The sequence below is a fragment of the Gluconobacter sp. Dm-73 genome (assembly GCF_018256215.1).
Lineage (GTDB): Bacteria > Pseudomonadota > Alphaproteobacteria > Acetobacterales > Acetobacteraceae > Gluconobacter > Gluconobacter cadivus.
Genome location: NZ_JAERLW010000010.1, coordinates 53,484 through 78,602, shown reverse-complemented (window position 1 = coordinate 78,602; position 25,119 = coordinate 53,484). Strand labels below are relative to the sequence as shown.

Genomic DNA, 25,119 nt, shown 5'->3' with positions numbered 1-25,119 from the left:
CCCATCATGGAGGACAATCCCGCCCCGCCCCCCGTTCCGGATGCCGCGTCCCTGCGTGAGGCCGCGCTGACACATCTCGCCCGCTTCGCCACGACCGAACAGGGGCTGCGTCAGATGCTGGACCGTCGTCTGCGCCGTTGGGGCGTGCGTGCGTCGCATGCCGGTCTGCCGAACGAAGATATCGAATCCGCCATCGCCGCCCTGCGCCCTGCCATCGACGAAATCGTCGCGTCCATGACCGATCTGGGCGCCGTGGATGACGCAGGGTTTGCCCGCAGCCGCGCCACCAGTCTGACCCGCACCGGCCGCTCCCGGCGCGCGGTGGAAGCGCATCTCGCCAACAAGGGCGTCGATCAGGAGACGGTCCGCGACGCCCTCAACGACTCGCTGGGCGAACGCTCGGACAGCAGCGCACGAGAGGCGGAACTCGCCGCCGCCCTCGTTCTGGCCCGCAAACGCCGGCTCGGCCCGTTCCTGCGGCCTGATCGCGAAGACGACGATCCTCTCAAGACCCTTGGAATCTTTGCCCGGAACGGCTTCTCCCGCGATGTCGCGCAGAGCGTGCTCGACATGGACCCCGAAGAGGCGGAAGACCGCATCATCGCCTTTCGGAGTCTGTGAGCATGACATCTCGCTTTCTGCCGCTCGGTCTTCTCGTGATGCTCGCGGCCTGTGGCAACCGCTACGAATACAGCCGTGCCAGCTTCAACGGCCCGCTGCAATGCGCGCCCTATGCCCGTGAACGCACCGGCCTGAAACTGAGCGGAAGTGCGGCTTCATGGTGGGGGCAGTCCAGTGGACGCTATGCCCACACCCATACGCCCCGTCCCGGAGAAGTGCTGGTTTTCCGCGCCACGTCCCGGGTTCCCAGCGGCCATGTCTCCATCGTGCGCCGACAGGTTTCAGACCGCACGATCCTCGTCGATCATGCCAACTGGGAGCCCGGCCGCATCGACCACGCCGTACCCGTGACGGATGTGTCGGCCCGCAATGACTGGACGCTGGTGCGGGTCTGGTGGGCGCCGGTTCACGGTCTGGGAAGGCGCGCTTATCCGACCTACGGCTTCATTTCATCGCATGACAGTGACGATGCTTCCTGAGAGGAATGCTTGCACAATCGTCCAAGCCTTGCCACATGATGAGGCCTCGGGTGGATCCCCTCGCTTTTCGGAGTAACACACTATGGGTAGCATGAGCCCCGTTCACTGGCTGATTCTGGCGGTTGTCCTGCTCGTCGTGTTTGGCGGCGGCGGCAAGATCAGCGGCCTGATGGGAGACTTTGCGAAGGGCATCAAGTCTTTCAAGAAGAACATGGCCGACGATGAATCCATGACCGCGACGGACGCCCCGCAGGCTCCGGGTCATATTTCGCCGCCGAACCAGAACCCCGGCTATAGCCAGACGACCAACAGCGAAACGCACCGCAATCAGGTCTGATGCAGAACCTCAAGGTTGATGAAAGCTGGGGCAATGCCAGCCGCCAGATCGTGCAGGCCGGCCAGCGGATGGACCAGCGCGGCTGGGTTCCGGCAACGGCGGGCAACCTGTCATGTCGCCTGCCGGATGGCCGGATCGCCATTACCCGCTCCGGCGGCCACAAAGGCTTTCTGACGGACAGCGACGTCATCGAGATCACGCCGGACGGCGTGCCGGTCGATCCCGCCAATCGCGCGAGTGCGGAAACGCTGCTGCACACGCAGCTTTACGCCCATGATCCCGCGATCGGCGCCGTTCTGCATGGCCATTCCGTCGCCGCGACCATCCTCTCCATGGATGAACCGTCCGACGCGATCACACTGGCAGGCTATGAAGTCCTCAAGGTCTTCGAGGGCCAGACGACCCACGACACAAGTCTTGAGCTGCCCCTGTTCCACAACGATCAGGATATCGCGCGTCTGGCCACAGTCGTCGCACCCAAGCTGGCGGACATGCGCCTTGGCTATCTGATCCGCGGCCACGGCGTTTATGTCTGGGGCAAGGACATGTTCACGGCTCTTGCGCGCCTTGAGGGGCTTGAGTTCCTGCTGGCCTGCGAACTCGCCTGTCTGCAGAGAAAGGCCTGACCATGAGCCGCCTGACCGTCTATCGCGACGATGCCCCCGATACGATCCTGCTGGACGTCACCACGTCCGGCGAGATCGCGGAGACCCTGCGACCGCACAACATCCGCTTCGACCGCTGGTCGGCGCCCGTCACACCGGCTCCCGACGCTCCGGCGGAAGAGGTTCTGGAGGCTTATCGCCCCTATCTCGACACGCTGATGGGTGAGACGGGCGCAGGCAGTGCGGACGTGGTGCGGATCAACGCCTCCACGCCAAACCTTCCGGAACTCCGGAAAAAATTTCTGTCCGAACACACCCACAGCGAAGACGAAGTCCGCTTCTTCGTGCATGGGCAAGGCGCTTTCGTCCTACATATCCGTGGGCGCGTCTATTCCGTTTTATGCACCCAAGGGGACCTGATCTCCGTTCCCGCAGGCATCCCGCACTGGTTCGACGCCGGGCCGAATCCGGATGTGGTGGCCCTGCGGGTCTTCACCGACACGACCGGCTGGATCGCGCAATATACCGGCGATGACATCGCCAACCGCTTCCCTGCTGAAGTTCCCTGAAAGTCTCCCATGATCCGTCTCGTCCTGCTTGATATCGAGGGCACAACCCTGCCGATCTCTTTCGTGCGGGACGTCATGTTCCCCTATGCCGCGAAAGCCCTTCCGGCCCTGATGCAGGACCACACGAACCCGACGGTCGTGGCGGCGCGGGCGGATATCGTTGTGGAATATCCGGGACAGGACCCGCTGAAAGTCTGTCAGGACTGGATGAAAGCGGATGTGAAGGCAGCCCCCCTCAAGACACTTCAGGGCCTGACCTGGCGTCAGGGGTTCGAGGACGGCACTCTTCAGGCCGATCTGTACCCGGACGTCCCGCCTGCCCTGAAAGCATGGTCGAAAGGCGGCCTGCGTCTGGCTGTCTACTCATCCGGCTCCATCCCGTCGCAGAAACTGCTCTACGGCCATACAGCACAAGGCGATCTGACGCCTCTGTTCGAAGACTTCTTCGATCTTTCAACCGGCGGAAAAAAAGACGCGGCCTCCTACGAAAAGATCACGACCGCCGTCGGCCTACCTGCAGACGAAATTCTGTTCCTTTCCGATATCGGTGCAGAGCTGGACGCGGCCCGGACGGCAGGCATGAGCGTCTGTCAGCTTGTTCGTGAACAGGACTGCACTGTCCCGCATCCGGGTGTCGCGCAGGCCCCGGATCTGACTTCGGTCGCCAGTCAGTTCGGCTTGCCCGTCGCATGATCCTGCATACGGACTGGCGCAATATCCCTGCCTCCGCCCGTAATACAGTGGCAGCGCTTGGCAATTTCGACGGCGTGCATCGCGGCCATGTCCACCTTCTCGACACATTGCGGATGGCTCGTCCCGATCATCCGCTCTCCGTCGTCACGTTCGACCCGCACCCCCGTACCCTGTTCCGCCCGCAGGACCCGCCGTTCCGCCTGATGCTGCCGGATGTCCGCGCCGCAGCCCTCGGCGTGCAGGGCGTGGAACATGTCTTTCAGATCCCGTTCGATGCGGAATTCTCCCGTCTGAGTGCCGACCGGTTCGTGAACGATGTCCTCGTGAACGGCCTCGGCGTGGCGCATGTGGCCTGTGGCGCGGATTTCGCCTTCGGCCATCGCCGACACGGCAATATCGACCGTCTTGAGGCGCTTCTCGCGCCACACGGAATCGGCCTGACCATCGTGCCGCAGCTTGTCGATGAGGGCGGCCCGATCTCCTCCAGCCGCATCCGTCGCCTGTTGCAGGAAGGCTATCCCGAGCGCGCCGCCGAGGAACTCGGTCGTCCGTGGAGCATCACCGGTCCCGTCATGCACGGAGACCAGCGCGGGCGTCTTCTCGGCTTCCCAACCGCCAATATTCCCCTGACCCAGCATCTCGAACCCGCGCGCGGCGTTTATGCTGCCCGCGTTACGCTGCCGGATGGCCGGGTGATCCCCGGCGTTGCCAATATCGGCCGTCGTCCCACGATCAATGATGGTCGGGAAAGCCGTCTTGAAGTCCATCTCTTCGACTTCAACGAAGATTTGTATGGCCAGATCCTCAGCGTCGCCCTGATTGCGCTACTGCGTGAGGAAAAGCGTTTCTCCGGTCTGGACGAACTCAAAGCCCAGATTGCCGCCGACGCCGCGCAGGCCCGCGCCATTCTGGCCAACTGAGTCTTCTTCTCAATCACCTGAACCTCGATGGACCGCGGCTCTTCTCCGTTTTCGGGGAAGGGCTTTTTCTGTATGACATTGTGTGTCATTTCGGTCACTTCTCTAAAGAGAGAATGAGAATCCTTCGCATTTTTTCGGAATCTGTATTGAGAATAATTCTCAATAAATCTTTAAGGACAGCATCAGTTTTCGTTTGCAGGATCGTGATCCGATGTCGTCCAGAATACCTCGCCCTCCTCTGGGCCCGCTCTCTCTGGCCGCTGGTCTGACGCTTGTCTGTACCGCAGCCCATGCCCAGCAGACTGATGCCCGGCATCATCACAAGGGTCGCCGTCAGCCCGTTCCCAAAAATACCGTACTCCCGCCGCAGGCCGCCAAATCCGCAGCCCCGAAGAGTGCAACACCCACTCCGAAAACGGCGGATAACAGCGTCAGCGCCGCCCCCGGTGAGGACGAGCATCTTCAGGTTCTGGGCTCGCCCATGAACATCCTGCACGAGACCATGGGTCTGAGCCGGATGCCGGAAGATGCCCTGCACACCCCGCAGACGATCAACATCGTCCCTCAGTTGCTGATGCAGCAGCAGAACGTCAAATCCCTCGACGAAGCCCTGCGCAACGTGCCGGGCATCACAGCCTCCGTCGGTGAGGGCGAGGGCGGCATGGCGGGCGACCAGTTCCTCATCCGAGGCTTTCAGGCCCAGAACGACATCTACGAGAACGGCCTGCGCGATTTCGGCGTCTATACCCGCGACAGCTTCGATTATGACCATGTCTCGGTCATCAAGGGGCCGTCTTCCGAAGTCTTCGGTAACGGGACCACGGGCGGCGCCATCAACATCACTACCAAGGTCGCCCATCTCGGCGACAGCTATGGCGGCAGCTTCTCGGGAGGCTCCGCTGATTATTATCGCGGCACGCTCGATTTCAACAAACAGATCGGGGACTCCACGGCCATCCGCATCACCGGCATGGGTAACGAGAACAACACGGTCGGCCGCGACAACGTCTATTCGCATCGCTGGGGTCTCGCACCGTCGATCGCGTTCGGTCTGGGCAAGCGCACGACGTTTACGCTCGAATATTTCCATCAGACAGACAACCGCGTGCCGGACTATGGCGTGCCGGTCGGGACCAAGCCGGGTACCCGCATTGCAAAGCCCCTGACGGAATACGGCCTGAACCGCAACAACTGGTACGGCACGACCTACGATCAGGATGCCTCGAACGTGGATATGCTGACAGGCCGTCTGAAATTCGACCTGAACAAGCATATCACGCTGTATGACGACCTGCGCGGCGGCATGTACAGCCGGTATTTCTCTGCTTCACAGCCTGGCTGCGATACAACCTGCGTGGCCAATTACTTCAATAATCCCGAGGCGGCGACCATCAACCGGCGCGGCCATCTGGGCGGCCCGGAGCCCTATCAGCAGGACGACTGGTCCGTGCAGAACGTCTTTTCGGGCGTTGCAAAGTTCTCCACAGGCAGCATCCGCCATCAGATCATCGCAGGCGTCGACGTCGCGCATATTTATGACCGGCGCACCAACTACGCCTATAATTTCAATGGCCAGAACGGCACGCGGACCGATACGACAAGCCTGACCAATCCTTCCGCCACGCAGCCCGGCCTGCTGCTCGGAACGCTTGGTCAGTATAGCGGGAACCTCGTGAACATTTCCGGTGTTGGTCATGCCTTGTACAAGACAGGCGATGCCACGGATGTCGGTGCGTTCTTCTCCGAACAGATGTGGCTTCTGCCAGAATTTTCGATCCGTGGTGGCTTCCGCTGGGACCACTGGGACAGCCATTACTCTGCCAACGGTGGAACCACAGGCGCCGGGGTATCGTACGGACAGCAGCAGGACACGTTCAACCCGACCGTCAGCCTGATGTACACGCCGACCAGCGATCTCATGGTCTATTTCAACTGGGCGCAGTCCACCACGCCGCTAGGCCTGTATGTGACGAACAGCTCCGAACCCCTGAAGTCCTCGACGCAGGGGTTCAGTCCCGAACGCAGCAGCCTGTACGAACTGGGCGCGAAGTATAACGCCTTCCACGGCCGCATGGGCTTTACGGCCTCCGTGTTCCGTCTGGAGAAGGGCAACGCCCTCATGACCGATCCTTCGACCGGGGATGTGTCGTCTTCCAGCGACCGCCAGCGGAACCAGGGGGTCGAACTCAGCGTCTCGGGTGAGATCCTGAAGAACTGGACCATGATCGGAACCTACGCCTATTACGACGCTACAACCGTCTGGTCCCAGACGGCGGCCGATCTCGGCAAGCGTATCCAGTACGCCCCGAAAAACTCGGCCACGATCTGGTCCACCTATACGATCGCGCCCAACCGCCCTTGGAACGTCACGTTCGGCGGTGGCCTGACATGGCGTGATGGCGTGTATCTGAACGCCGCCAATACGGGCTGGGTGCCTGCGACCATGGAGTGGGATGCCGTCGTCTCGCATAATTTCGGCAAACACTGGCGCGTGGCCATGAACGGTTACAACCTCGACAACCGCCTGAACTACAGCAACCTGTTCAGCGACCGCGCCACCCCTTCCGTCGGCCGCTCTTTCCTCTTCAATCTTTCGGCGAATTACTGAGCCGAAATAGCCTCGCCTGAGGGAGAAATTCCCATCTCCTTCAGGCGACCACGGACCCGCTCCAGCAGGTCCGCATCGCCCTGCGGCCCCAGCGCCGTGAGCTTCTGGTCCATCGCCAGCAGAATGTCGGACGTCGCATCCACAACCGCCTGACGCCACCAGCCCAGCGCCTCCTCAATTTTCACGGCATCCACGAGCGCCGTCGCGTAATTATGCTGCCCCCGGTAATCGCCGCCCTCGGCTGATTTCCGGTACCAGTCCAGCGCCGCTGCCCGGTCCTGCGGCACGACCCAGCCTTCCTCCAGAAACCGCGCATAGAGGTTCATGGATTTCGCATGACCGTGACCAGCGGCCGTGCGGAACAGATCCAGCGCCCGCGGCAGATCCGCGTCCATGCCAATCCCGCGCATGGTGAGGATGCCCAGATTGTACCGGCCCCATTCGTCGCCCGCTACGGCGGCCGCTGCGTAACATTGCGCCGCCTGTTGCAGATCCTTCTCACAGCCCCAGCCGAACTGGAAACACCGACCGCGCATGTTGTGCCCCGGCCCGAACCCGGCACTGGCCGCGATTGTAAACCACTCCAGCGCACCAGCCGGATCGCGCGGAACATGCACGCTGTCCAGCAGCACCTGCCCCCACTGCACGATCTGAAGATGCTGACCTTTCAGCGCCCCCTGCCGGATCTCCTCGATCTGCGGCGGCAGGGCGGGGGCCTCAGGACGACGGGGGCGGGATTTGCGGCCCAGAAATTTCCGAACGATCCGCTTCATCAGAGTGCCGGCACGATCTGCTGGACCGTGAACCCGTCCTTCCGCAGAAGAGCGGGCAGTCCTTTCGGCCCTGCCATATGAAGAGAGCCCACCGCCACGAACAGCGAGGTTCCGCTGTCATGGATCTTTGCAATTTTTGCGGCCATGCCGACATTCCGATCGTCCAGAAGCCGCGACATGAAGCGCCGTTCCTGCGCAGTGTTCAGACAGTCACACCATTCGTGGTACGCATCCAGCCGCTTCACGTCACTGGACGCCCACATTTCAGCAAGTCGCCGGTTTTCGGCCTGTGTCTTACCCGATGATACGCCTTTGACGATGTCGTCGATAAACGCATCTTCATCCGCCTGATCCGGCCCGATCAGCAGGTCACGCTGCATCTGCACCGTCTCCAGCCCGATCAGCGGTTTTTTCAGACTGCCCGCCATACCCTGAAGCACGGCATCCACAGCATAATCCGGATAATATCCATCCCCACGCGCCGAAAGTGCTTCGACGCCCGCTGCTTCCACGCCCACAGCCACATGCGCGAACGCCGCGCTGGGCACACATTGCTGATCCATGAGCGCATCCACCTTCGCCTTGCGTCCGGACTGCACGAGATGCGCCCAGCGCGCTGCATCTTCGGGCTGACGCAGGCTGGTCGTAGTCTCGGGGGCGTTCAGATCAAGCTCCAGTGCGACCTCGCTGCTGTGCAAGATCGCAGCACGCGTCAGCGGACCGGGCATCAGCCAGTCCTGCTTTGCGACATGCAGCGTCCCGTACAGCCAGGACGAATGACCATCCTTCGTTACTTTCCACAAAAAGCCCCGGTCCGGAGCCGTCCTGAACATCTGCCCCATCCGGACCTTGTCCGGCACGCTTGCCGCCGCCGGACAGCGGGGCGCCTGCGCGAAGGCTCCCGTGCAGAAAACCAGCACAAGCCCTGCAATAGACTGGAAAAGACGATGTGACCGCACGGACCTGCCTTCTGAAAAAAGCGCCATATCTCGCATCATCCGCCAGTCCCGCTGTCCCGGCAACCCGCTTTGAGGCGGCCCCGCATTGCTGCCGCCCTCAACCCCGGACTTGACCGGATTGGCTCCCGATCTCCATATGGTCCCCCTTAGTGTGAATGACCGAAACTGGCCCGTCCCCCATGTCCGATAAGACTCCCGATCCTTCCGTCGCCGCATTCAAGGAACAGCAGGATCGCTACCGCGATACCGTGTTCCTTCCCCGCACCGGCTTTCCGATGCGCGGCGGCCTGCCCAAGCGCGAGCCCGAGACGCTTGCCCGCTGGGCCGCGATGGGGCTGGATGACAGGATCCGCGAAGCCGGGAAGGGACGTCCCGTCTTCACGCTTCACGACGGCCCGCCCTACGCCAACGGTCACATTCATATCGGACACGCCCTGAACAAGGTGATGAAGGACGTGGTTAACCGCGCCCATCGCATGTCGGGCTACGAGGTCCGCTATCTTCCGGGCTGGGACTGTCACGGCCTGCCGATCGAATGGCGGATTGAGGAACAGTACCGCAAGGCAGGGAAGGACAAGGATCAGGTGCCGCTGCTCCAGTTCCGTGCCGAGTGCCGCCAGTACGCTGCCGAATGGGTCCGGAAACAGGCTGAAGACTTCAAACGCATCGGCGTACAGGCCGAATGGGCCAACCGCTACGTGACGATGGACTTCAGCTCCGAAGCCAAGATCGTCGATGAAATCGGCAAGTTCCTGCTCAACGGCAGCCTCTATCGCGGCCTGCGCCCCGTCATGTGGAGCCCGGTCGAGAAGACCGCCCTGGCCGAAGCCGAAATCGAATATCACGACATCGACTCCACCACGATTTTCGTGGCTTTCCCGGTCATCAAGGACCCGACACCCGCCCATGCCCTGAGCGGCGTCTCCGCAGTCATCTGGACGACCACGCCCTGGACCATCCCGGCCAACCGTGCGCTCGCTTACGGCCCGGATATCACCTATGTCGTTCTGCGGATCGACGAGACGAACGAAAACAGCATCGTCCCGCAGGGCTCAAAACTGCTGGTGGCCGAAGACCGTGTGGAAGCCTTCTGCACGGAAGCGGGCATCACCGCCCATCACACGCTCTACACCCTTCCCGGCACGGCCCTCGAAGGCGCGGTCTGCGCCCATCCGCTGCGTGGCCGTGGGTATGAATATGACGTGCCGATGCTGCCGGGCGAGTTCGTCACGACCGATGCTGGTACGGGCCTCGTCCACATGGCGCCGTCGCATGGTCAGGACGACTTTGCACTCTGCCGCCAATACGGCATCGAAGTCCCCGAGCTGGTGGAAGACGATGGCCGTTACGCGCCGTGGGTTCCGCATCTGGCTGGCATCCATGTTTTCAAGGCTGCCGATCCGGTTTGCGACCTGCTGACGGAAGCCCGCCAGTCCGCCGAACATGACGATGCGGCCGCCACCGGCCTCATGGCCCGCGGCTCGGTCCGCCATTCCTATCCGCATTCCTGGCGCTCCAGAGCCCCGATCATTTTCCGCGCCACGCCGCAATGGTTCATCGCGATGGACGGCGAGACGAAGCTGCGTGAAAAATCCCTGAGCGCGCTGGATAACGTCACCTTCGTCCCCGAAGCAGCCCGCCGCCGCCTCACGTCCATGATCGAACAGCGTCCGGACTGGTGCATCTCCCGTCAGCGCGCCTGGGGCGTGCCGATTGCGGTGTTCGTCGAGAAGCGCACCGGCGAGGTCCTGCGCGATGCCGCCGTCATGCAGCGCATTGTCGACGCCTTCCGTGAGAAGGGTGCCGATGTCTGGTATGAGGCTGATCCGGCCGTGTTCCTCGGCGCTGACCGCAATCCCGCCGATTACGAACAGGTCTTCGACATCGTGGATGTTTGGTTCGAAAGCGGCTCGTCCCATCGCTTCGATCTGGGGCAGGAGGGGCTGAACTTCCCCGCCGATGTCTATCTTGAAGGCTCCGACCAGCATCGCGGCTGGTTCCAGTCCTCCCTGCTGGAAAGCGTCGGCACGATGGGTGTTGCGCCCTACAAGGCGCTCGTGACCAACGGTTTCGTCATGGACGAGCAGGGCCGCAAGATGTCCAAGTCTCTGGGCAATGTCGTGGCCCCGTCTGACGTGACCGACAGCCTCGGCGCGGACATCCTGCGTCTGTGGGTCCTGAACTCCGACACGAACGAAGATCTTCGCATCGGGCAGGAAATCCTCAAGCAGCAGGGCGAGCTCTACCGCCGCCTGCGCAACACGCTGCGCTGGCTCCTCGGCGCGCTTGATGGCTTCAAGCCTGAAGAAGCCGTGCCCTATGCCGATCTGCCGCCGCTGGAGCAGTATATCCTGCACCGCCTGTCGGAACTGCGCGGCCTGATCTCCAGCGCGGTCGAAACGCATCAGTGGGTCGGTGTCTATCCGGCACTGCACGGGTTCTGCACTACCGATCTTTCGGCGTTCTATTTCGACATCCGCAAGGACGCGATCTACTGCGACGCTAAATCCGATCCGACGCGCCGCGCGGCCCGCACGGTTCTGGACGTCCTGCACCGCGCGCTCTGCACTTGGCTGGCCCCTGTTCTCGTCTTCACGGCGGAAGAAGCCTGGCAGGCCCGTTTCGGCGAGAACGACAGCGTGCATCTTGCGCAGTTCTTCGAACCGGACGTCGAATGGAACGACCCCGAACTCGGCAACCGCTGGGAAGACATCCGCGCCTATCGCCGACTCGTCACGACCGAGCTGGAAACGGCCCGCCGTGACGGCACGATCGGCTCCTCGCTCGAAGCCAGCGTCACGCTGCCGCTGTCGCAGGAAGAAGCCGGAATTCTGGGGGGTCTCGACTGGGCCGAACTTCTCATCACGTCCCATGCCGAAACCGAACTGCTGCCGGGCGATACGGCCCATGGTGGCCCGCAGGTCGAGCGTGCGCCGGGCCATAAATGCGCCCGCTGCTGGAAAGTCCTGCCCGAAGTCGGGGAGGACGCCGAACATCCAGCCCTGTGCCGCCGCTGCATCGATGTGGTGAGCGCCTGATGTCCCTGTGGCATGACGGTATGAGCCGCACGGGGCGCATGGTTCTGGGCTTCGCCCTGCTGGTTCTGGTTCTCGTTCTGGATCAGGCCAGCAAGGACTGGATCCTGTACGTCTATCACCTGCCGGATCGTGGCTCGGTCGAGATCCTGCCGTTCCTGAACTTCACGATGGTCTGGAACCACGCCGTGACCTTCGGCATGTTCGGCGGCCTCGGCAGCCGGGGGCCGTGGATTTTCTGCGCGGTCTCGCTGATTGCGGTGGGGCTTTTGGTCTGGACCCTGACGCGGACGAAGCGCACCTTGGTTGCGGCATCGTGTGGCGCGATCGCCGGTGGGGCCATCGGCAATGTCATCGACCGCCTGCGCTATGGCGCGGTCGTGGATTTCCTGCACGCACACGCGTTCGGCTGGTCATGGTATGTCTTCAACGTTGCGGATTCCGGGATCGTCTGTGGCGTCATTGTCTGGCTGATCGACTCCCTTCTTGCCGAACGTCAGGCCGCCAGAGCGTCGAACGCGAAGTGATACGCTGGCGGAACTTGTTTCCACGCTCTGCTCTGGCCTTGCTCCCGCGCCGCGCGGACTGTAGGAGTGTTCCAATCATGATCGCGTCCCAGGGGCCCTCCATGCGTCGTAACCGTCTTTTCGTTGCCCGTCTCAGTGTCCAGATGGGTGCCATGGCTTCCGTCGGCCTGCTGCTTTCGGGCTGCTCGGGCGCCGATGTCTCCCGCGCGATCGGCCTCGAACGGGCTATGCCCGACGAGTACACCGTCACAACCCGCGCCCCGCTCTCCATGCCGCCTTCCGAGCAGATGCAGCTCCCCGGCGCGGCAGATGCCCATCGCCCGGACGAAAGCCCGCGCATGCAGGCGCTCGAAACGCTCTCGCCGGACACGGCCCTGCACCCGGATTCAGGCAAGGGCAGCACCGGGCAGACCGCACTGGTCGGACAGGTGGAGAAGTCCGCCAATGCGCCGAACAACGCCGAACTCGGTACGGCCGATGCGGGCTTTGTGGACAATCTGATGTTCTGGAAGGGCGGCAATGCCGGGTCCGTCGTTGATGGTGACGGCGAAAACCGTCGCATCCGCGAGAACTCGGCTCTGGGCCGCAACCCCGCAACGGGCGCCACCCCGACGGTCCGCAAGAAGAAAGCCTTTCTCGGCGTTCTCTGAGTACGATCGTTCCTTCCGCTCCCTGACGGGGCGCAAGGAACGGCCCTGTCTGCCGTCCGGCTCCAGTCCGGACGATGAGGAGGCATCGTGACCGAGGCCCCGTCCATGTCCCGCCCCACAATCCGTCGCCTGTCCGGCCATGTCATCGACCTGATCGCAGCGGGCGAGGTCATCGAACGTCCCGCCGCCGCGCTGAAGGAACTGGTCGAAAACGCCATTGATTCTGGCGCAACCCGCATTGTGGTCGCGCTGCGTGCAGGCGGGACGGACCGGATCGACGTTACGGACAATGGCTGCGGCATGAGCCCGGTCGAACTGGAGCTAGCTGTCGAGCGGCATTGCACGTCCAAACTTCAGGACGACCATCTCGTCCAGATTCGGACGCTCGGGTTCCGGGGGGAGGCGCTACCCTCCATCGGCGCCAGCGCGCGGCTTTCCATCACGTCCCGGACGCCGGAGTCCGATACCGCCTGGTGCATCCGTGTGGACGGCGGTGTCATCACCCCGCCACAGCCCGCCTCTGGCCCGGTCGGCACGCGCATCGTTGTGACGGACCTGTTCTTCGCCACCCCGGCGCGACGCAAATTCCTCAAAAGCGCGCGCGTTGAGAGCGGGCATGCCGAATCCGTCATGCGGCGGCTGGCCCTGTCCGCGCCCCATTGCGCCATGCGTGTCCTGCTGGACGACAAGGTCCTGTTCGACCTGCCCGAACAGAGCCCGATCAGTCGTGCGGCCTCCATTCTCGACACTACGCCTGATACTCTGATTCCGCTTGACGAACAGCGCGGTGCGGTGCGCCTGTCGGGTTTTGCCTGTGGTCCGGCCCGCACTCGCGCCACCGGATCGGGTCAGTTCATTCTGGTCAACAACCGCCCGGTGACAGACCCGATGCTCCGGACCGCCATTCGCGTAGCCTATCGTCCCGTCATCGAGCGCGGCCGCTTCCCGGTCATGGCGCTGCATCTGAAAGTCCCGCTGGAACGGCTGGATGTGAACGTCCATCCCGCCAAGACGGAACTACGTTTCGCCGACGAAGCCGAAATCCGCTCTCTCGTGATCGGCGGTCTGGGCCGGGCGCTCGGGCATGGCTCGAAGGGCGGAGGCGGCATCCATGCCAGTTTCGCTCCGCGGTCTTCCATCGTCTATCCGCCCCGCCCGCTGGAACCCGGGGAGACGATGACGTCGCTCCCGTTACAGACCACTCTGCCCACGGCCTCAGCGCCCCAAACCCCGCAAACCGTCCCTCGTCAGGGCTTCGCAGAAACGGACCCGGCTTTCGCTCCCGCCGCCCGCGCCCCTCAGCAGCCCGAGGCGCTCGATCCGGCATTTCCACTCGGCGCGTCCATCGCGCAGGTTTTCGACACCTACATTCTCGCGCTCGCACCCGATGGCGACCTGATCCTCGTGGACCAGCATGCGGCCCATGAACGCCTGACCCATGAGCGCCTGCGCGAACAATATGCGAGCGGGGGCACTTTGCGCGCGCAGGCCCTGCTCCTGCCCGAAGTGGTGGACCTGCCTCGCCGTGAGGCCGAGGCCCTCATGGCGCGGGCGGAGGATCTGGCCAAACTCGGGATCGACCTTGAATCCTTCGGTCCCGGCAGTGTTCTGCTGCGCTCGGTCCCTGCGCTTCTGGGCGCGAAGGACATTCAGGGCCTCCTGAAGGACGTCGCTGACGAACTGGCCAGCGATCCGGATCTGGACGCCGCTAATACGGGAAGTTTCGCGCATCATCTGGACGCCATTCTCGCTCGTATGGCCTGTCATGGCAGTATTCGTGCTGGTCGTCGTCTCAAGCCTGAAGAAATGGATGCCCTGCTGCGGGAGATGGAACGCACCCCGCGCGCCAATACCTGTTCGCATGGACGGCCGACATGGCTTCGATTGACACGACGGGAACTTGAACGTCTCTTTGGGCGCGTAAAATAACACGCAGGGTTGAAGAGTGGTTTCTTGCAGCCCCATGTTAGGACCAGCGGCGATCACGTTGCCGGCAGGAAAGACAAGAGAATGTCAGCGTCACTACAAGGCAGTTCCGAGGCCAGCTCAGAAGTCAGCGATGCCTCGCTTATCCACTCTCTCCGCGCCATTCTCGGTGCGCGACATGTCCTGACGACCCCTTCGGCGACCTATCGCTTCCGCAAGGGGTTCCGTTTCGGCATGGGAGACGTGGTGGCGGTGCTTCAGCCGGGCAGCCTTGTCGAATTATGGCGTGTCGCAAAGCTCTGTGCCGAGTCCGGCCGGATCATCATCATGCAGGCCGCCAATACGGGCCTGACCGGTGGCTCCACTCCTGACGGCAACGACTATGACCGTGGTGTTGTCATCATCAGCACAAACCGTCTGGACGGCATCCACCTGATCGGCGAGGGGCGGCAGGTCGTGTGTCTGCCCGGCTCCACCCTGCATGATCTGGAAGACAAACTTGCTGCCATTGGCCGCGAACCGCATTCCGTGATCGGCTCGTCCTGTATCGGTGCCTCGGTTTTAGGCGGTGTCAGCAACAATTCCGGCGGCGCGCTGGTCCAGCGCGGCCCCGCCTTCACGGAAATGGCGCTATTCGGGCAGATGGGCGCGGACGGCAAACTGCATCTCGTCAACCATCTGGGCATCCGTCTGGAGGGTAATCCCGAGGAAATCCTCGCTGCCGTGCAGGCCGGACAGCTTCCCGAAGCCGCCATCGACTGGAACGCCGGACGCGGTCACGACGAAAACTACGCTACCCATGTCCGGGACGTGGACGCCGACACGCCCGCCCGCTTCAATGCCGATCCCAACCGCTGGTATGAAGCTGCGGGATGTGCGGGCAAGTTGGTCGTGTTCGCGGTCCGTCTGGATACGTTCGAGGCGAACAAAAACCCGGCCGTGTTCTATATCGGGACGAACAGCACGTCCGATCTTGAAGACCTCCGCCGTTACGCCCTGACCCATTTTGACGAACTGCCGATCGCCGGTGAGTATCTGCATCGCGATGCGTTCGATATTGCCGAGAAATACGGCAAGGACACGTTTGCGGTCATCCGTTATTTCGGCACGAAATACCTGCCGAAATTCTTCTCCATGAAGTCCCGCTTCGACGTTTTCGCGCAGAAACTACCGTTCCTGTCCGATCATTTCAGCGATCTGGCGATGCAGGTCCTCAGCCGCTTCCTGCCGAAGCAGCTTCCCAAGCGCATGTGCGAGTACCGCGACCGTTTCGAGCACCACCTTATGCTCAAGGTCTCGGCTCCCATGACCGCACCGGTTCGGGCCTATCTGGAACAGTGGGCCTCAAGCACGGGCGGGGCTTTCTTCGAATGTACGCCCGAAGAAGGCAAGCTTGCCTTCCTGCACCGTTTCGCCGCGGCCGGTGCTGCCGTGCGGTACCGCGCAATCCACACGAAAACGGCCGAAGACATCGTGGCGCTCGACGTCGCCCTGCGCCGTAATGATCGTGAGTGGTTTGAGGTTCTGCCGAAGGAGATCGAAGACAAGATTATCGTCAAACTCTATTACGGCCACTTCTTCTGCCATGTGATGCATCAGGATTACGTCATCAAAAAGGGCTACAACGCCATGCAGGTGGAGCACGACATGCTCCCCGGACTGGACGCCCGTGGCGCGCGCTATCCGGCGGAACACAATGTCGGGCATCTCTATAAGGCGCCGGACGAGATGGTTGCCCATTATCGCAGCCTCGATCCGTGCAACTGCTTCAATCCGGGCATTGGCCTTGCGACAAAGACCCGGAACTGGGTTGCCGAGAGCGTCTGACGCTCTCGGTTCTGTTGCGGCCCGACTCTTCTTAGAATGCGGCGGTCAGGTTCATGTTGAAAGACCGCCCCACTCCCGGCAACGGCCCCAGAACACCCGTAGCGTCGTAATCCCCCAGCGAGAGGCCGCCCAGCGGCAGATAATATCGCTGATTCAGCACGTTCGCGAGTTCGGCATTGAGCGTGAAATACCGCCAGCGATAGCTCCCCCCAAGCCCCAGAAGCGCATAGCCGGGCGTGCGCGGCTCATTGCGCAGCCAGTCCACGGTGTCCTTGGATTTCACGAGCGTCACCTCGACGCGACCCGTCCAGTTCTCATAGGTTTCGTGCAGCCCGATCAGGCCGTTCGCCGGCATCTGGTGATACAGCCCCGAATGCGTGACCAGATCCACACCGCGCACCCAGTTGATGTTCCCGACCAGCTCGCCTCGTCCATAAGCCGTCCTGTCCCACAGACGCACTGAGCCTGAGGCGTTGATGCCATAGCTCTGGGCGTTGTGATTGACGAACCCCAGCATCGACAGCCCGTTGGAGAAGCTGCTCAGACGCCGGACGTTAATGTAGTTGTGCGTGTAGGTATAAAACGGCTGGATTTTCAGGTCCCAGCGCTGGGTCGGGTTCGGGTCATGCCAGTCCACCGTCACACTGGCCGTATTGGCGACCTCGGGAGACAGGTTTAGGTTTCCCACATAACCGTTGCCATCGCCAAACCAGCCGATCATCCGCGTCGCCATGCTCCCCATGCCCCAGGCATAACGCTCATAGAGGTTTGGCGAGCGCGTCTTGCGGGCATAGCCCCCTTCGATGGACAGGCTGTCCAGTGGCTTCCAGCGGCCCGTCGCGGTCACGTCGAAATTGACGTCCGTGCGCCCGCGTGACGCCTGATTGAACCGCTCCGCCGCCATCGCATCGGCCATGGACATCATCCCGGTCCAGGAATAGGGCGCGACCTTGCCCGTATTCATCATCACCAGATCGTTGCGAAATCCGAGCTGCGTGGAAAAACGGGGCAGCCACTGTGCGTCCCATTCCGCGAAATGCCCCAGACGGTCCCGATGGCCGTTATTGATGTTGTGATAGGTGCCCGGCCCCATCATCATGCTGCCCTGAAGCGGCGGCCACCAGTCGTTCAGTCCGTTATGGTCGAAGGAGCTGCCCAGCTTGAGCGTGTGCTTCAGCCCGAGCGGAATGGTCGCCTTGATCGCATAGGTCGCCGTCCGTGCATCCGTGTTCATTGGCATGCCCGTGGTCGCGCTGTGGCCGCCCTTGTCCGAAAGCATGTCCATGACATGCGTCACCCGCTGCCAGGAGCCGCGCACATCGAGTGTGCCCCAGTTGAAGTCGCCCTTGTACTTGCCGTTCACGAAGGTGGAGCGGTTATTGGTCATGTCCATGTACTGGTTGGGAAATCCCTCATAGGGAATGTCCTGCTGACCGAAGGTCAGGGCCAGAAGATGATTGGCCTTCTTCACGCCCAGCGTCACGGCATGGTTGAAGCTCAGATACTCGGTGGACCGCACGCGCTGCCCGTTCCCACCAGCCTGATAGTCGCTGGCATGGGAATAGGAGGCCGTATAGCGCAGGCTGAACATGTCATTGGCGACCGTCAAAGACCCCGAGGCTCCCGAACCGCCGCCATTGCTGCGATAATCCCCCCGCACATGTCCGGTCACGAGGATATCGCCCGTTTTGGCGAACAGCGGGTCTTTGCGTTCGATCTCGACGGTGCCGCCGATGCTGTCTCCGCCCAGACTCACGGGCGTGATCCCCGCAATGGCCACCGCACGCGAAACGCTGTCGGGATCGACATAGGACATGGCGGGATTCATATGGTTCGGACAGGCAGCATCAATCCGCATCCCATCCACGAGCGTCGCCACCCGGTCGTCTGCCATACCGTTCAGGACGGGCAGGGCGGAGACGCCGCCCGCGGAATAGGTGCTGTAACCGAGCGCATTGTCCAGAAGATGCGCTGTATCCGCGCTGGTCGTTTGGGGCTGGCGTATGCCGATGACGTTCAACTGCTCGGCCTTGGCAGACTCGACGGAGTCCGGCTGAACATCTTGTGCGGATGCTCCTGAAAAAGCGGTCAGGGTAAAGAAAAGCGCCGTCAGGCACGGGCGCGCATAACATGCGTCCGTGCGGGTCCTGTAATGGGGGAGCATGGTCCACATCCTCGACTGATCTGAAATCCAGTCACGGCGGATCACGCCCCACAGACTGTTCCGAAAAAGACAGACCGCAGGCAGTTCCTTCCTCCGCCATGACCACAATGGGGGTCAGACGAGGCGAGGTGGTCCTCGGGAAGGGGGAAGCAGTCGCCAGATCGCGGGCGGCGCACGCGGCGCACCGGGCGTTTGGCGGATCTGGCGTCCCAGGGTCCCACAGGTCGGCAGCACAGGCAGACTGGCCAGAATGACCGCCAGAAGTTGTAACAGCGGACAGAGCGGGCAGGTGCCGTCATGCGAATGGTGATGATGTTGATGTCCGGCGGTCATGCCGGGCATCGGCCCGGACATGTGTTCCGCCATCACCATGGGGGACGGTGCAATGTCGATGCCCGTCAGGCGCTCGATCGTCGCCCGGGGACTTTCTTCGGGATAGGAACATCCCTGAAGAACGAGCTGCCCCAGAAATCCCAGAAGAACCACGGCGATGACTGCGAGCGCAGGCAAACCGGACCGTCGGTTCGAAGGGGAAAAGAGGCAGGACATGACGCCCGCATCTGGCGCCGACATCCCCTGCCGGTCAAGAGAGCGGAATACGTCCCGACCCTATATTTCTGTCTGTTTTCAGCCGATTATAGGGCCAGCGTTGCGTCAGTGCAGGGACTTCTGCCGTCCGGTGAGCACATTTCCCGCCGAGGCGGCGGCAATACACAGCACGCCCATCCAGCGCATCGCGGACAGGGCCTCATGCAGGAACACAAACCCTGACAGAGCGCCCAGCATCGGCTCCATGCTCAGCAGGATCCCCAGATCGCGCGGACTGAGGGTCCGCATGGCCATCATGTCCAGAATATACGGCACTGCCGAAGACAGGACCGCCACGCTCAGCGCCGCACCGCCCTGCCAGGGATGGGTCAGGACCGTCGGGATTGTCGGGATCAGACAGGGCAGGAGCAGAATTCCCGCCGTGCTCATGCCCAGTGTCGTGGCGACGGGGGCCGGAAAGATCTTTCCCATACGCGTGCCGGTCAGGATATAGACCACCCATCCGCAGCCGCTCAGAAGGGCCGCTGCCACGCCGAACAGATTGAGTGACGCCAGACCCACTGTCGGTCCTTCGGGCCGCAGCAGCAGGAACAGTCCCGCAACCACAAGCCCCGCCCAGCACAGATCCAGCCAGCGGCGGGAGCCGACCAGCGCCAGTGTCAAGGGGCCAGTGAACTCAAGAGCGACGACCACACCCAGCGGCAGCCGGACCAGCGCCACGTAAAAACAGAAATTCATGATCGCGACAGACGCGCCATAGGGCAGCAGCAGCTTCAGCCGCTCGACCGTCAGCGTGCCCGGCGTCGGCCGCCAGATGCACAACAGAATGACCGCAGCCAGACAGACGCGCAGCCCCACCATGCCGGTCGGGCCAAACAGTGGGAACAGTCCTTTCGCCAGCGTCGCGCCGATCTGGAAGGAGGAAATTCCCCCGATCAGACATCCGACCGCCTTGAGCTGGCTATTCGTTTCCGTGGAGCTGACCTGTGACGACACGCTCAGACGTCGAGTTCGTCAACGGAACGGGCATGTTCCTGAATGAAACGGAACCGCAGTTCCGGCTTGCGGCCCATCAGGCTTTCCACACGCTCGCTGGTTACCAGACGGTCCTCGGGCGGGGTGATGACGCGCAGAAGCGTCCGTCGGGCCGGGTCCATGGTCGTTTCCTTGAGATCCTTCACCGGCATTTCGCCCAAGCCCTTGAACCGGGAGACCTCGACCTTCGCATTGGCCTTGAAATCGGTTTTGATCCGTCGGACGCGGTCCTGATCGTTCATGGCATAGACCGTCTTGGGTCCATGCGTGATGCGATAGAGCGGCGGTTGCGCCAGATGCAGATGGCCCTGACGGATCAGTTCCGGCATTTCGCGATAGAAGAACGTCATCAGAAGCGAGGCGATATGCGCCCCGTCCACGTCGGCATCCGTCATGATGATGACGCGCCCATAGCGCAGACGGCTGATATCGAACGACGCCCCGATGCCGCAGCCCAGAGCCTCGGTCAGATCCCGAAGTTCCTGATTGGCCCGTAGTTTGTCGGTCGTGGCGGAGGCCACGTTAAGGATCTTGCCCCGCAACGGCAGCACGGCCTGCGTCTCGCGGTCGCGCGCCTGACGGGCGGAGCCGCCAGCCGATTCGCCCTCCACGAGGAACAGTTCTGTCTCGGCAGCATTTTCGCGTGTGCAGTCCGTCAGCTTGCCGGGAAGGCGCAGCTTGCGTGTGGCGCTTTTGCGGGCCGTGTCCTTGACTTCACGGCGGCGCAGACGCTCTTCCGCGCGTTCCACCATAAAGGCCAGCAGGCTGTCCGCCTGTTGCGGATTCCCGCCCAGCCAGTGATCCACGCGGTCGCGCAGCGCCCCTTCGACCAGTCGCGATGCCTCCTGAGAGGTCAGTTTGTCTTTGGTCTGGCCCTGAAACTGCGGATCGCGAATGAAGACCGAGAGCTTGGCGGCCACGGAGCCGAGAACGTCTTCCGCCGAAATGGCGGCGGCCCGCTTGACCTTGCGCTGATCGCCCCAGGCACGCAGGCCCTTGACCAGCGCGGCCCGGAATCCGGCCTCATGCGTGCCGCCCTGAGGCGTGGGAATCGTGTTGCAGAACGAGGACAGCGTTGCCGTCCCGCTCTCAAGGAACGCCACGGCCCATTCCACGCGCCCGCCCGTGCGTCCGTCTGAGGCGATCGGCAGATCCACATCTCCCGCCCAGAGCGGTGTCAGCAGATCCGGATCAGGCCCGAGTTCCGCTGAAAGCGCATCTTCCAGTCCGTTGGGGAATTGGATGGTAGCTTCAACCGGCGTCTCGTCGCCCGCTTTGATGAGGGATGCTTCGCATTTCCACTGGATCGTTACCCCCCGGAACAGCGCCGCTTTGGAGCAACACATCCGGTAGAGCCGGGCAGGGGAGAAATGATGGTTGCCGAAGATTTCCGGATCGGGCGTAAAGCGTACCGTCGTACCGCGCCGGTTGGGCGCGTTGCCGACTTCCGCCAGCGGTGCCAGCGAGACACCGCGCACGAAATCCTGCCGGTACAGTGTTCTGTCCCGCGCGACCTCGACTTCCAGCTTTTCGGACAGCGCATTGACGACCGAACTGCCCACGCCGTGCAGGCCGCCGGACGTGTCATAGGCCTTGCCCGAGAATTTTCCGCCCGCATGCAGCGTGGTGAAAATCACTTCAAGCGCGGATTTGTCGGGAAATTTCGGGTGAGGGTCGGTCGGGATGCCACGGCCGTTGTCGCGCACCATGAGCGTGCGCGGGCCTTCCAGCCGCACGTCGATGGTGGTGGCATGACCCGCCACCGCTTCGTCCATCGCATTGTCGAGGATTTCGGAGGCGAGATGGTGATACGCGGTATCATCCGTGCCGCCGATATACATGCCCGGACGGCGCCGGACGGGCTCAAGCCCTTCCAGCACCTCGATGTCGTGGGCACCATATTCCGTATCGACCGGCCCCTTGCGGGATGTTCCGGCCTTGGGTTTGCCTGTCTTGCCTGACTCGAACAGATCGCTCATGTCTGCGTTGTCGCCGCCCCGCTAAGGAACGTCAAGCAAACGCTTCGAGGCAGGGAGAGCAACGGCTTCAGAACAGGGTCTCAGGCGCGGTTCGTGCGGCGTGTTGCGGCCTTTTTTGTCACGCCCTTGCGAGAGTGGCGGTCCACAGTTGCCGGGGCTTCGCAGCTCTCATAGGAAGCAGGCTGGGCCACATCCTTGGCTTCGGCGTAATGGGCCAGATCGGCAGAGCTTTCGAGAGCATTGATTTCGTCGAACATTGCTTCGCGCTGCTGGCAGAACACCGTGCCGGATTTCAGGCCACCGAGCGACTGGATGTCGGCAAGCTGCGTGATGTAGTCGTCATGCTCGACCTGCGCGCGACGGCCATAGGTCGTGCGGAAATAGCTGTTCAGGCGCTCGTCTGCATTCAGCAGGGCAGGGCGGAACTTGTTGACGAAGGCATTGTAGCGGTCCTGCGCCTTGCACGACAGCGCCGTCACCATCAGTTCGGACTTCAGTCCGGCCACATCGAAAGCCTCGTGGGCGGGCGAATTGCCGCAGTCCGCAGCGCGGGCGGACAGGGGATGAACGGCAGCAAGCGTAGCGCAGGAAAGCCCCACAGCAAGCAGGCCCTTGACGGAACGACGGAAGATCGACGGCATTGACAGACTCCACAAGGCCGGATCGACCGGCCACAACCACTGGAACAGACTACCCGCGGTCGACCCCCGGCGAAAGCTGATTCTGCGTCTGAGGAACGTGCGGCAAGCCCTTCATCTGAAACATGATTTCATGGCAGAAAAGGGGCGTGACGGCCTTCAGGGGCAATTTATCGGCCCTGTGGCACAAAATACCGTCAAAATGGCTGGAGCACTCGGATGCAGCCTTTCGCCCCGTGCCGTCCTGCTCTACATGCGAACGTCTGTCTGCTGCGGAAACGCGGCCTGTCCTGTCACGATGCGTTGGAGTTGACCGTGCGTCTGCGAGGTTCTGCCATTACCCTGGGTTCGGCACTGGCCGTGTCCCTGCTTCTCTCCGGCTGTGCCCAGCAGCCGATCGTTCAGCGTTCCGTGGCTCCGAATCCTTTCGGCTACCAGCGGACATCCGCCGTCTGCCACGTCTCGTCCGTCAAGAAGGCTGCCGATGGCACGATGAGTGTGGACATGACGGTCCGCAGCGATGACGGCCTGTGCTCCATCGCCATCCAGCAGCCGCTGGGAGGCAATTATGCCTCTTTCGGTGTCAATCCTCCGCCGTCACACGGCAAGGCCTTCCTCTACAATTATGACGGCAAGACCTATGTGGATTACACGCCCGCTACGGCTTATGCCGGAACGGATTCGTTCACGGCCGAACTGATCCCAGGGAATGGCCAGAAGCGCGAGCATCTGACGATTCACGCTACGGTCGATGCAACCGGTGTGGTCGTCGCAAAGCCGCCCGCAGTCGTTGCCCCCACACCGGCCAAGGCTACGGCCAAGAAGGCGCCTGTCCGTCACACGACGCACCGCAAGAAATAAGACCCATTCCAGTCATGGACAGGGCGGAGAGGCTTCTCTCCGCCCTTTTTTGTGCCTAACAGACACAAAAAAAAACGGCGGCTCCAAAGGAAACCGCCGGTAGACCGGAAAGGCTGGGCTTGTCCGTAGCTCTTACTTGAAATCGATTTCCACGCGCCGGTTCTGCGGCTCGCGTGTATTGGCTGCCGTGACCACCAGCGGATGGCTCTCGCCGAAACCCTGTGTCGCGATCATTCCCGCCGCTACGCCATCCCGCACCAGCTCTTCCTTGACGGCACTTGCACGACGCTGGGACAGCGCCATGTTGTAGGCTTCGCCACGCTGGCCCGGATGCGCTGCCGAACTGTCGGTATAACCGCTGACCTCGATATGCGTGACCTGAACGGACGTGGAGTTGCGCGCTGCTGCCGCGACCACGGCTTTTGCCCGTGCGCTCAGCGTGGCCGAATCCCAGTCGAAGAATACCAGATAGGTCCGGGTCGGTGCAGGGCCCGGGATCGGCATTGGCGCTTCAACTGGCTTCGGCGGCGGCGGAGCTGGATTGAACTCGTAGCGTAGACCCAGCATCAGCGAGTGGTTGAAGTCTGTCCGGGTGTCGCGGTTGCCGCTGGATACGCCGAATTCCTTCGTCTTGTCCCAGCCGCCATAGATGCCGGTGGCCGTGGCATGATGTCCGTTCGGCCCCATCAGCGTGTAGAATCGGTATTCCGCGGTAGCCGACAGACCCACGACCCACGGAACAGGGAAGGAGAGACCGAAAATACCCTGATAGGCAAAGTTCCCAGCCGTGCCGCCGACATGCTGGTCAAAGGCGCCGTTCGGAGCATGAACATAGGTGTTCATCGCCTGCCAGCCATAGCCGATACCCGCGCCGAAATACGGGAAGACCCAGGACTTGCCGATATCCATGTCAAACAGCGCATTGGCCATGACGCCATAGCCCTGCTGACGCCCGCCGACAGAGGACGGGAACGTGCTGGAGCGGAACTGCTGCAAGCGGTTGTTGCGGTAGTTGCCTTCGACCTCGACGCGGAAGCCGTTTCCGAGGCCATAGCCCAAGCTGCCGATTCCGGTTACGCCCGCCTGATAGTGGTCACGCCCGCTCGGGAAGACAGGCGACAGACGGACTGTCTGGTCCTGATTGAAGCTCGCACCGCCTTCACCGGCAACATACAGTCCTTTGACGGGCTGTGCGGTTGCGGCACCCATGACGAGCATCGAAACGCCTGCAGTGAACCCGGCACGGGTTAGCCAGGTCCTGACAACGGATCGGTGCGTCATGTCCATTTTTCTCCAACCAGCCAAATCTGCCAACCTTACCGTGTGTGTTCTTGCCGAAAGCTCGGACGATGGCAACGCATCAC

At 62.3% G+C, this 25,119-nt stretch carries 22 protein-coding genes; 14 read left to right on the top strand and 8 right to left on the bottom strand.

Features of this window, described 5'->3' with window-relative positions; translation table 11 throughout:
* The first annotated feature begins 6 nt into the window (after positions 1-6).
* From JK176_RS11400 to JK176_RS11365, 8 genes are all read left to right on the top strand, one after another.
* Positions 7-621, top strand: coding sequence for a regulatory protein RecX (locus tag JK176_RS11400; protein ID WP_211587958.1), 615 nt, complete (start codon positions 7-9; stop codon positions 619-621).
* A gap of 2 nt (positions 622-623) precedes the next feature.
* Complete coding sequence (locus JK176_RS11395; protein ID WP_211587957.1) at positions 624-1,100, top strand: CHAP domain-containing protein; 477 nt, start codon at positions 624-626, stop codon at positions 1,098-1,100.
* Positions 1,101-1,182: 82 nt separating this feature from the next.
* Positions 1,183-1,437: a twin-arginine translocase TatA/TatE family subunit gene (locus tag JK176_RS11390; RefSeq protein ID WP_062108393.1), complete on the top strand. Its 255-nt coding sequence runs from the start codon at positions 1,183-1,185 to the stop codon at positions 1,435-1,437.
* Entirely contained in the window at positions 1,437-2,063 is a 627-nt protein-coding gene (locus JK176_RS11385; RefSeq protein WP_211587956.1) for a methylthioribulose 1-phosphate dehydratase, read from the top strand. Before JK176_RS11390 ends, JK176_RS11385 begins: the two co-directional genes overlap by 1 nt.
* A gap of 2 nt (positions 2,064-2,065) precedes the next feature.
* Positions 2,066-2,611, top strand: a complete 546-nt coding sequence (locus JK176_RS11380; RefSeq protein WP_211587955.1) for an acireductone dioxygenase — start codon at positions 2,066-2,068, stop codon at positions 2,609-2,611.
* Between the two features lie 9 nt (positions 2,612-2,620).
* Positions 2,621-3,304 carry an acireductone synthase gene (gene mtnC, locus JK176_RS11375; RefSeq protein ID WP_211587954.1) on the top strand — a complete coding sequence of 228 codons (684 nt, stop codon included), beginning with the start codon at positions 2,621-2,623 and terminating at the stop codon, positions 3,302-3,304.
* On the top strand, positions 3,301-4,224 hold the full coding sequence (locus JK176_RS11370) for a bifunctional riboflavin kinase/FAD synthetase (protein WP_211587953.1): 924 nt from the start codon (positions 3,301-3,303) through the stop codon (positions 4,222-4,224). The genes mtnC and JK176_RS11370 overlap by 4 nt, the downstream gene beginning before the upstream one ends.
* A 211-nt stretch (positions 4,225-4,435) precedes the next feature.
* Positions 4,436-6,832, top strand: a complete 2,397-nt coding sequence (locus tag JK176_RS11365) for a TonB-dependent siderophore receptor (protein ID WP_211587952.1) — start codon at positions 4,436-4,438, stop codon at positions 6,830-6,832.
* Here the strand turns inward: JK176_RS11365 and JK176_RS11360 are convergent.
* Together JK176_RS11360 and JK176_RS11355 are read right to left on the bottom strand one after the other, a co-directional pair.
* Complete coding sequence (locus JK176_RS11360) at positions 6,826-7,605, bottom strand: tetratricopeptide repeat protein (RefSeq protein ID WP_211587951.1); 780 nt, start codon at positions 7,603-7,605, stop codon at positions 6,826-6,828. The two genes, JK176_RS11365 and JK176_RS11360, sit on opposite strands and share 7 nt — an antisense overlap.
* Positions 7,605-8,564: a TraB/GumN family protein gene (locus tag JK176_RS11355; protein WP_349291926.1), complete on the bottom strand. Its 960-nt coding sequence runs from the start codon at positions 8,562-8,564 to the stop codon at positions 7,605-7,607. The genes JK176_RS11360 and JK176_RS11355 overlap by 1 nt, the downstream gene beginning before the upstream one ends.
* Before the next feature lie 179 nt (positions 8,565-8,743).
* Here JK176_RS11355 and ileS point away from each other — a divergent pair, with 179 nt between their 5' ends.
* The 5 genes from ileS to dld all read left to right on the top strand — a co-directional run bounded on the left by ileS (position 8,744) and on the right by dld (position 16,529).
* Complete coding sequence (gene ileS, locus JK176_RS11350) at positions 8,744-11,602, top strand: isoleucine--tRNA ligase (RefSeq protein WP_211587949.1); 2,859 nt, start codon at positions 8,744-8,746, stop codon at positions 11,600-11,602.
* Complete coding sequence (lspA, locus tag JK176_RS11345) at positions 11,602-12,126, top strand: signal peptidase II (RefSeq protein WP_211566397.1); 525 nt, start codon at positions 11,602-11,604, stop codon at positions 12,124-12,126. The genes ileS and lspA overlap by 1 nt, the downstream gene beginning before the upstream one ends.
* Positions 12,127-12,203: 77 nt before the next feature.
* Entirely contained in the window at positions 12,204-12,776 is a 573-nt protein-coding gene (locus JK176_RS11340; protein WP_211587948.1) for a DUF3035 domain-containing protein, read from the top strand.
* Between the two features lie 105 nt (positions 12,777-12,881).
* Positions 12,882-14,705, top strand: coding sequence for a DNA mismatch repair endonuclease MutL (mutL, locus tag JK176_RS11335; RefSeq protein ID WP_211588010.1), 1,824 nt, complete (start codon positions 12,882-12,884; stop codon positions 14,703-14,705).
* A gap of 81 nt (positions 14,706-14,786) precedes the next feature.
* A complete protein-coding gene (gene dld / locus JK176_RS11330) occupies positions 14,787-16,529 on the top strand; it encodes a D-lactate dehydrogenase (RefSeq protein ID WP_211587947.1) in 1,743 nt (580 codons plus the stop codon).
* 31 nt (positions 16,530-16,560) lie between these two features.
* On the opposite strand, the gene JK176_RS11325 is transcribed toward dld, so the two are convergent.
* From JK176_RS11325 to JK176_RS11305, 5 genes are all read right to left on the bottom strand, one after another.
* On the bottom strand, positions 16,561-18,693 hold the full coding sequence (locus JK176_RS11325; protein ID WP_211587946.1) for a TonB-dependent receptor: 2,133 nt from the start codon (positions 18,691-18,693) through the stop codon (positions 16,561-16,563).
* Between the two features lie 114 nt (positions 18,694-18,807).
* Positions 18,808-19,266: a DUF2946 family protein gene (locus JK176_RS11320; RefSeq protein WP_249194463.1), complete on the bottom strand. Its 459-nt coding sequence runs from the start codon at positions 19,264-19,266 to the stop codon at positions 18,808-18,810.
* A gap of 81 nt (positions 19,267-19,347) precedes the next feature.
* The gene (locus tag JK176_RS11315) at positions 19,348-20,238 is read right to left on the bottom strand and encodes an EamA family transporter (RefSeq protein ID WP_211587945.1); all 891 of its coding nucleotides are present in this window, start codon (positions 20,236-20,238) and stop codon (positions 19,348-19,350) included.
* Between the two features lie 2 nt (positions 20,239-20,240).
* Positions 20,241-22,256 carry a DNA topoisomerase IV subunit B gene (gene parE / locus JK176_RS11310; RefSeq protein ID WP_211587944.1) on the bottom strand — a complete coding sequence of 672 codons (2,016 nt, stop codon included), beginning with the start codon at positions 22,254-22,256 and terminating at the stop codon, positions 20,241-20,243.
* Positions 22,257-22,336: 80 nt separating this feature from the next.
* Positions 22,337-22,897 carry a hypothetical protein gene (locus tag JK176_RS11305; protein ID WP_099286058.1) on the bottom strand — a complete coding sequence of 187 codons (561 nt, stop codon included), beginning with the start codon at positions 22,895-22,897 and terminating at the stop codon, positions 22,337-22,339.
* 216 nt (positions 22,898-23,113) lie between these two features.
* Between JK176_RS11305 and JK176_RS11300 the strand changes: the two genes are divergently transcribed.
* Positions 23,114-23,755, top strand: a complete 642-nt coding sequence (locus JK176_RS11300; protein WP_228125546.1) for an Ig-like domain-containing protein — start codon at positions 23,114-23,116, stop codon at positions 23,753-23,755.
* A 132-nt stretch (positions 23,756-23,887) separates the two neighbouring features.
* Here JK176_RS11300 and JK176_RS11295 read toward each other — a convergent pair whose 3' ends face one another.
* Positions 23,888-25,036 (bottom strand): OmpA family protein, encoded by a 1,149-nt coding sequence (locus JK176_RS11295; protein WP_211587943.1) that lies wholly within the window; start codon positions 25,034-25,036, stop codon positions 23,888-23,890.
* Positions 25,037-25,119 lie beyond the last annotated feature (83 nt).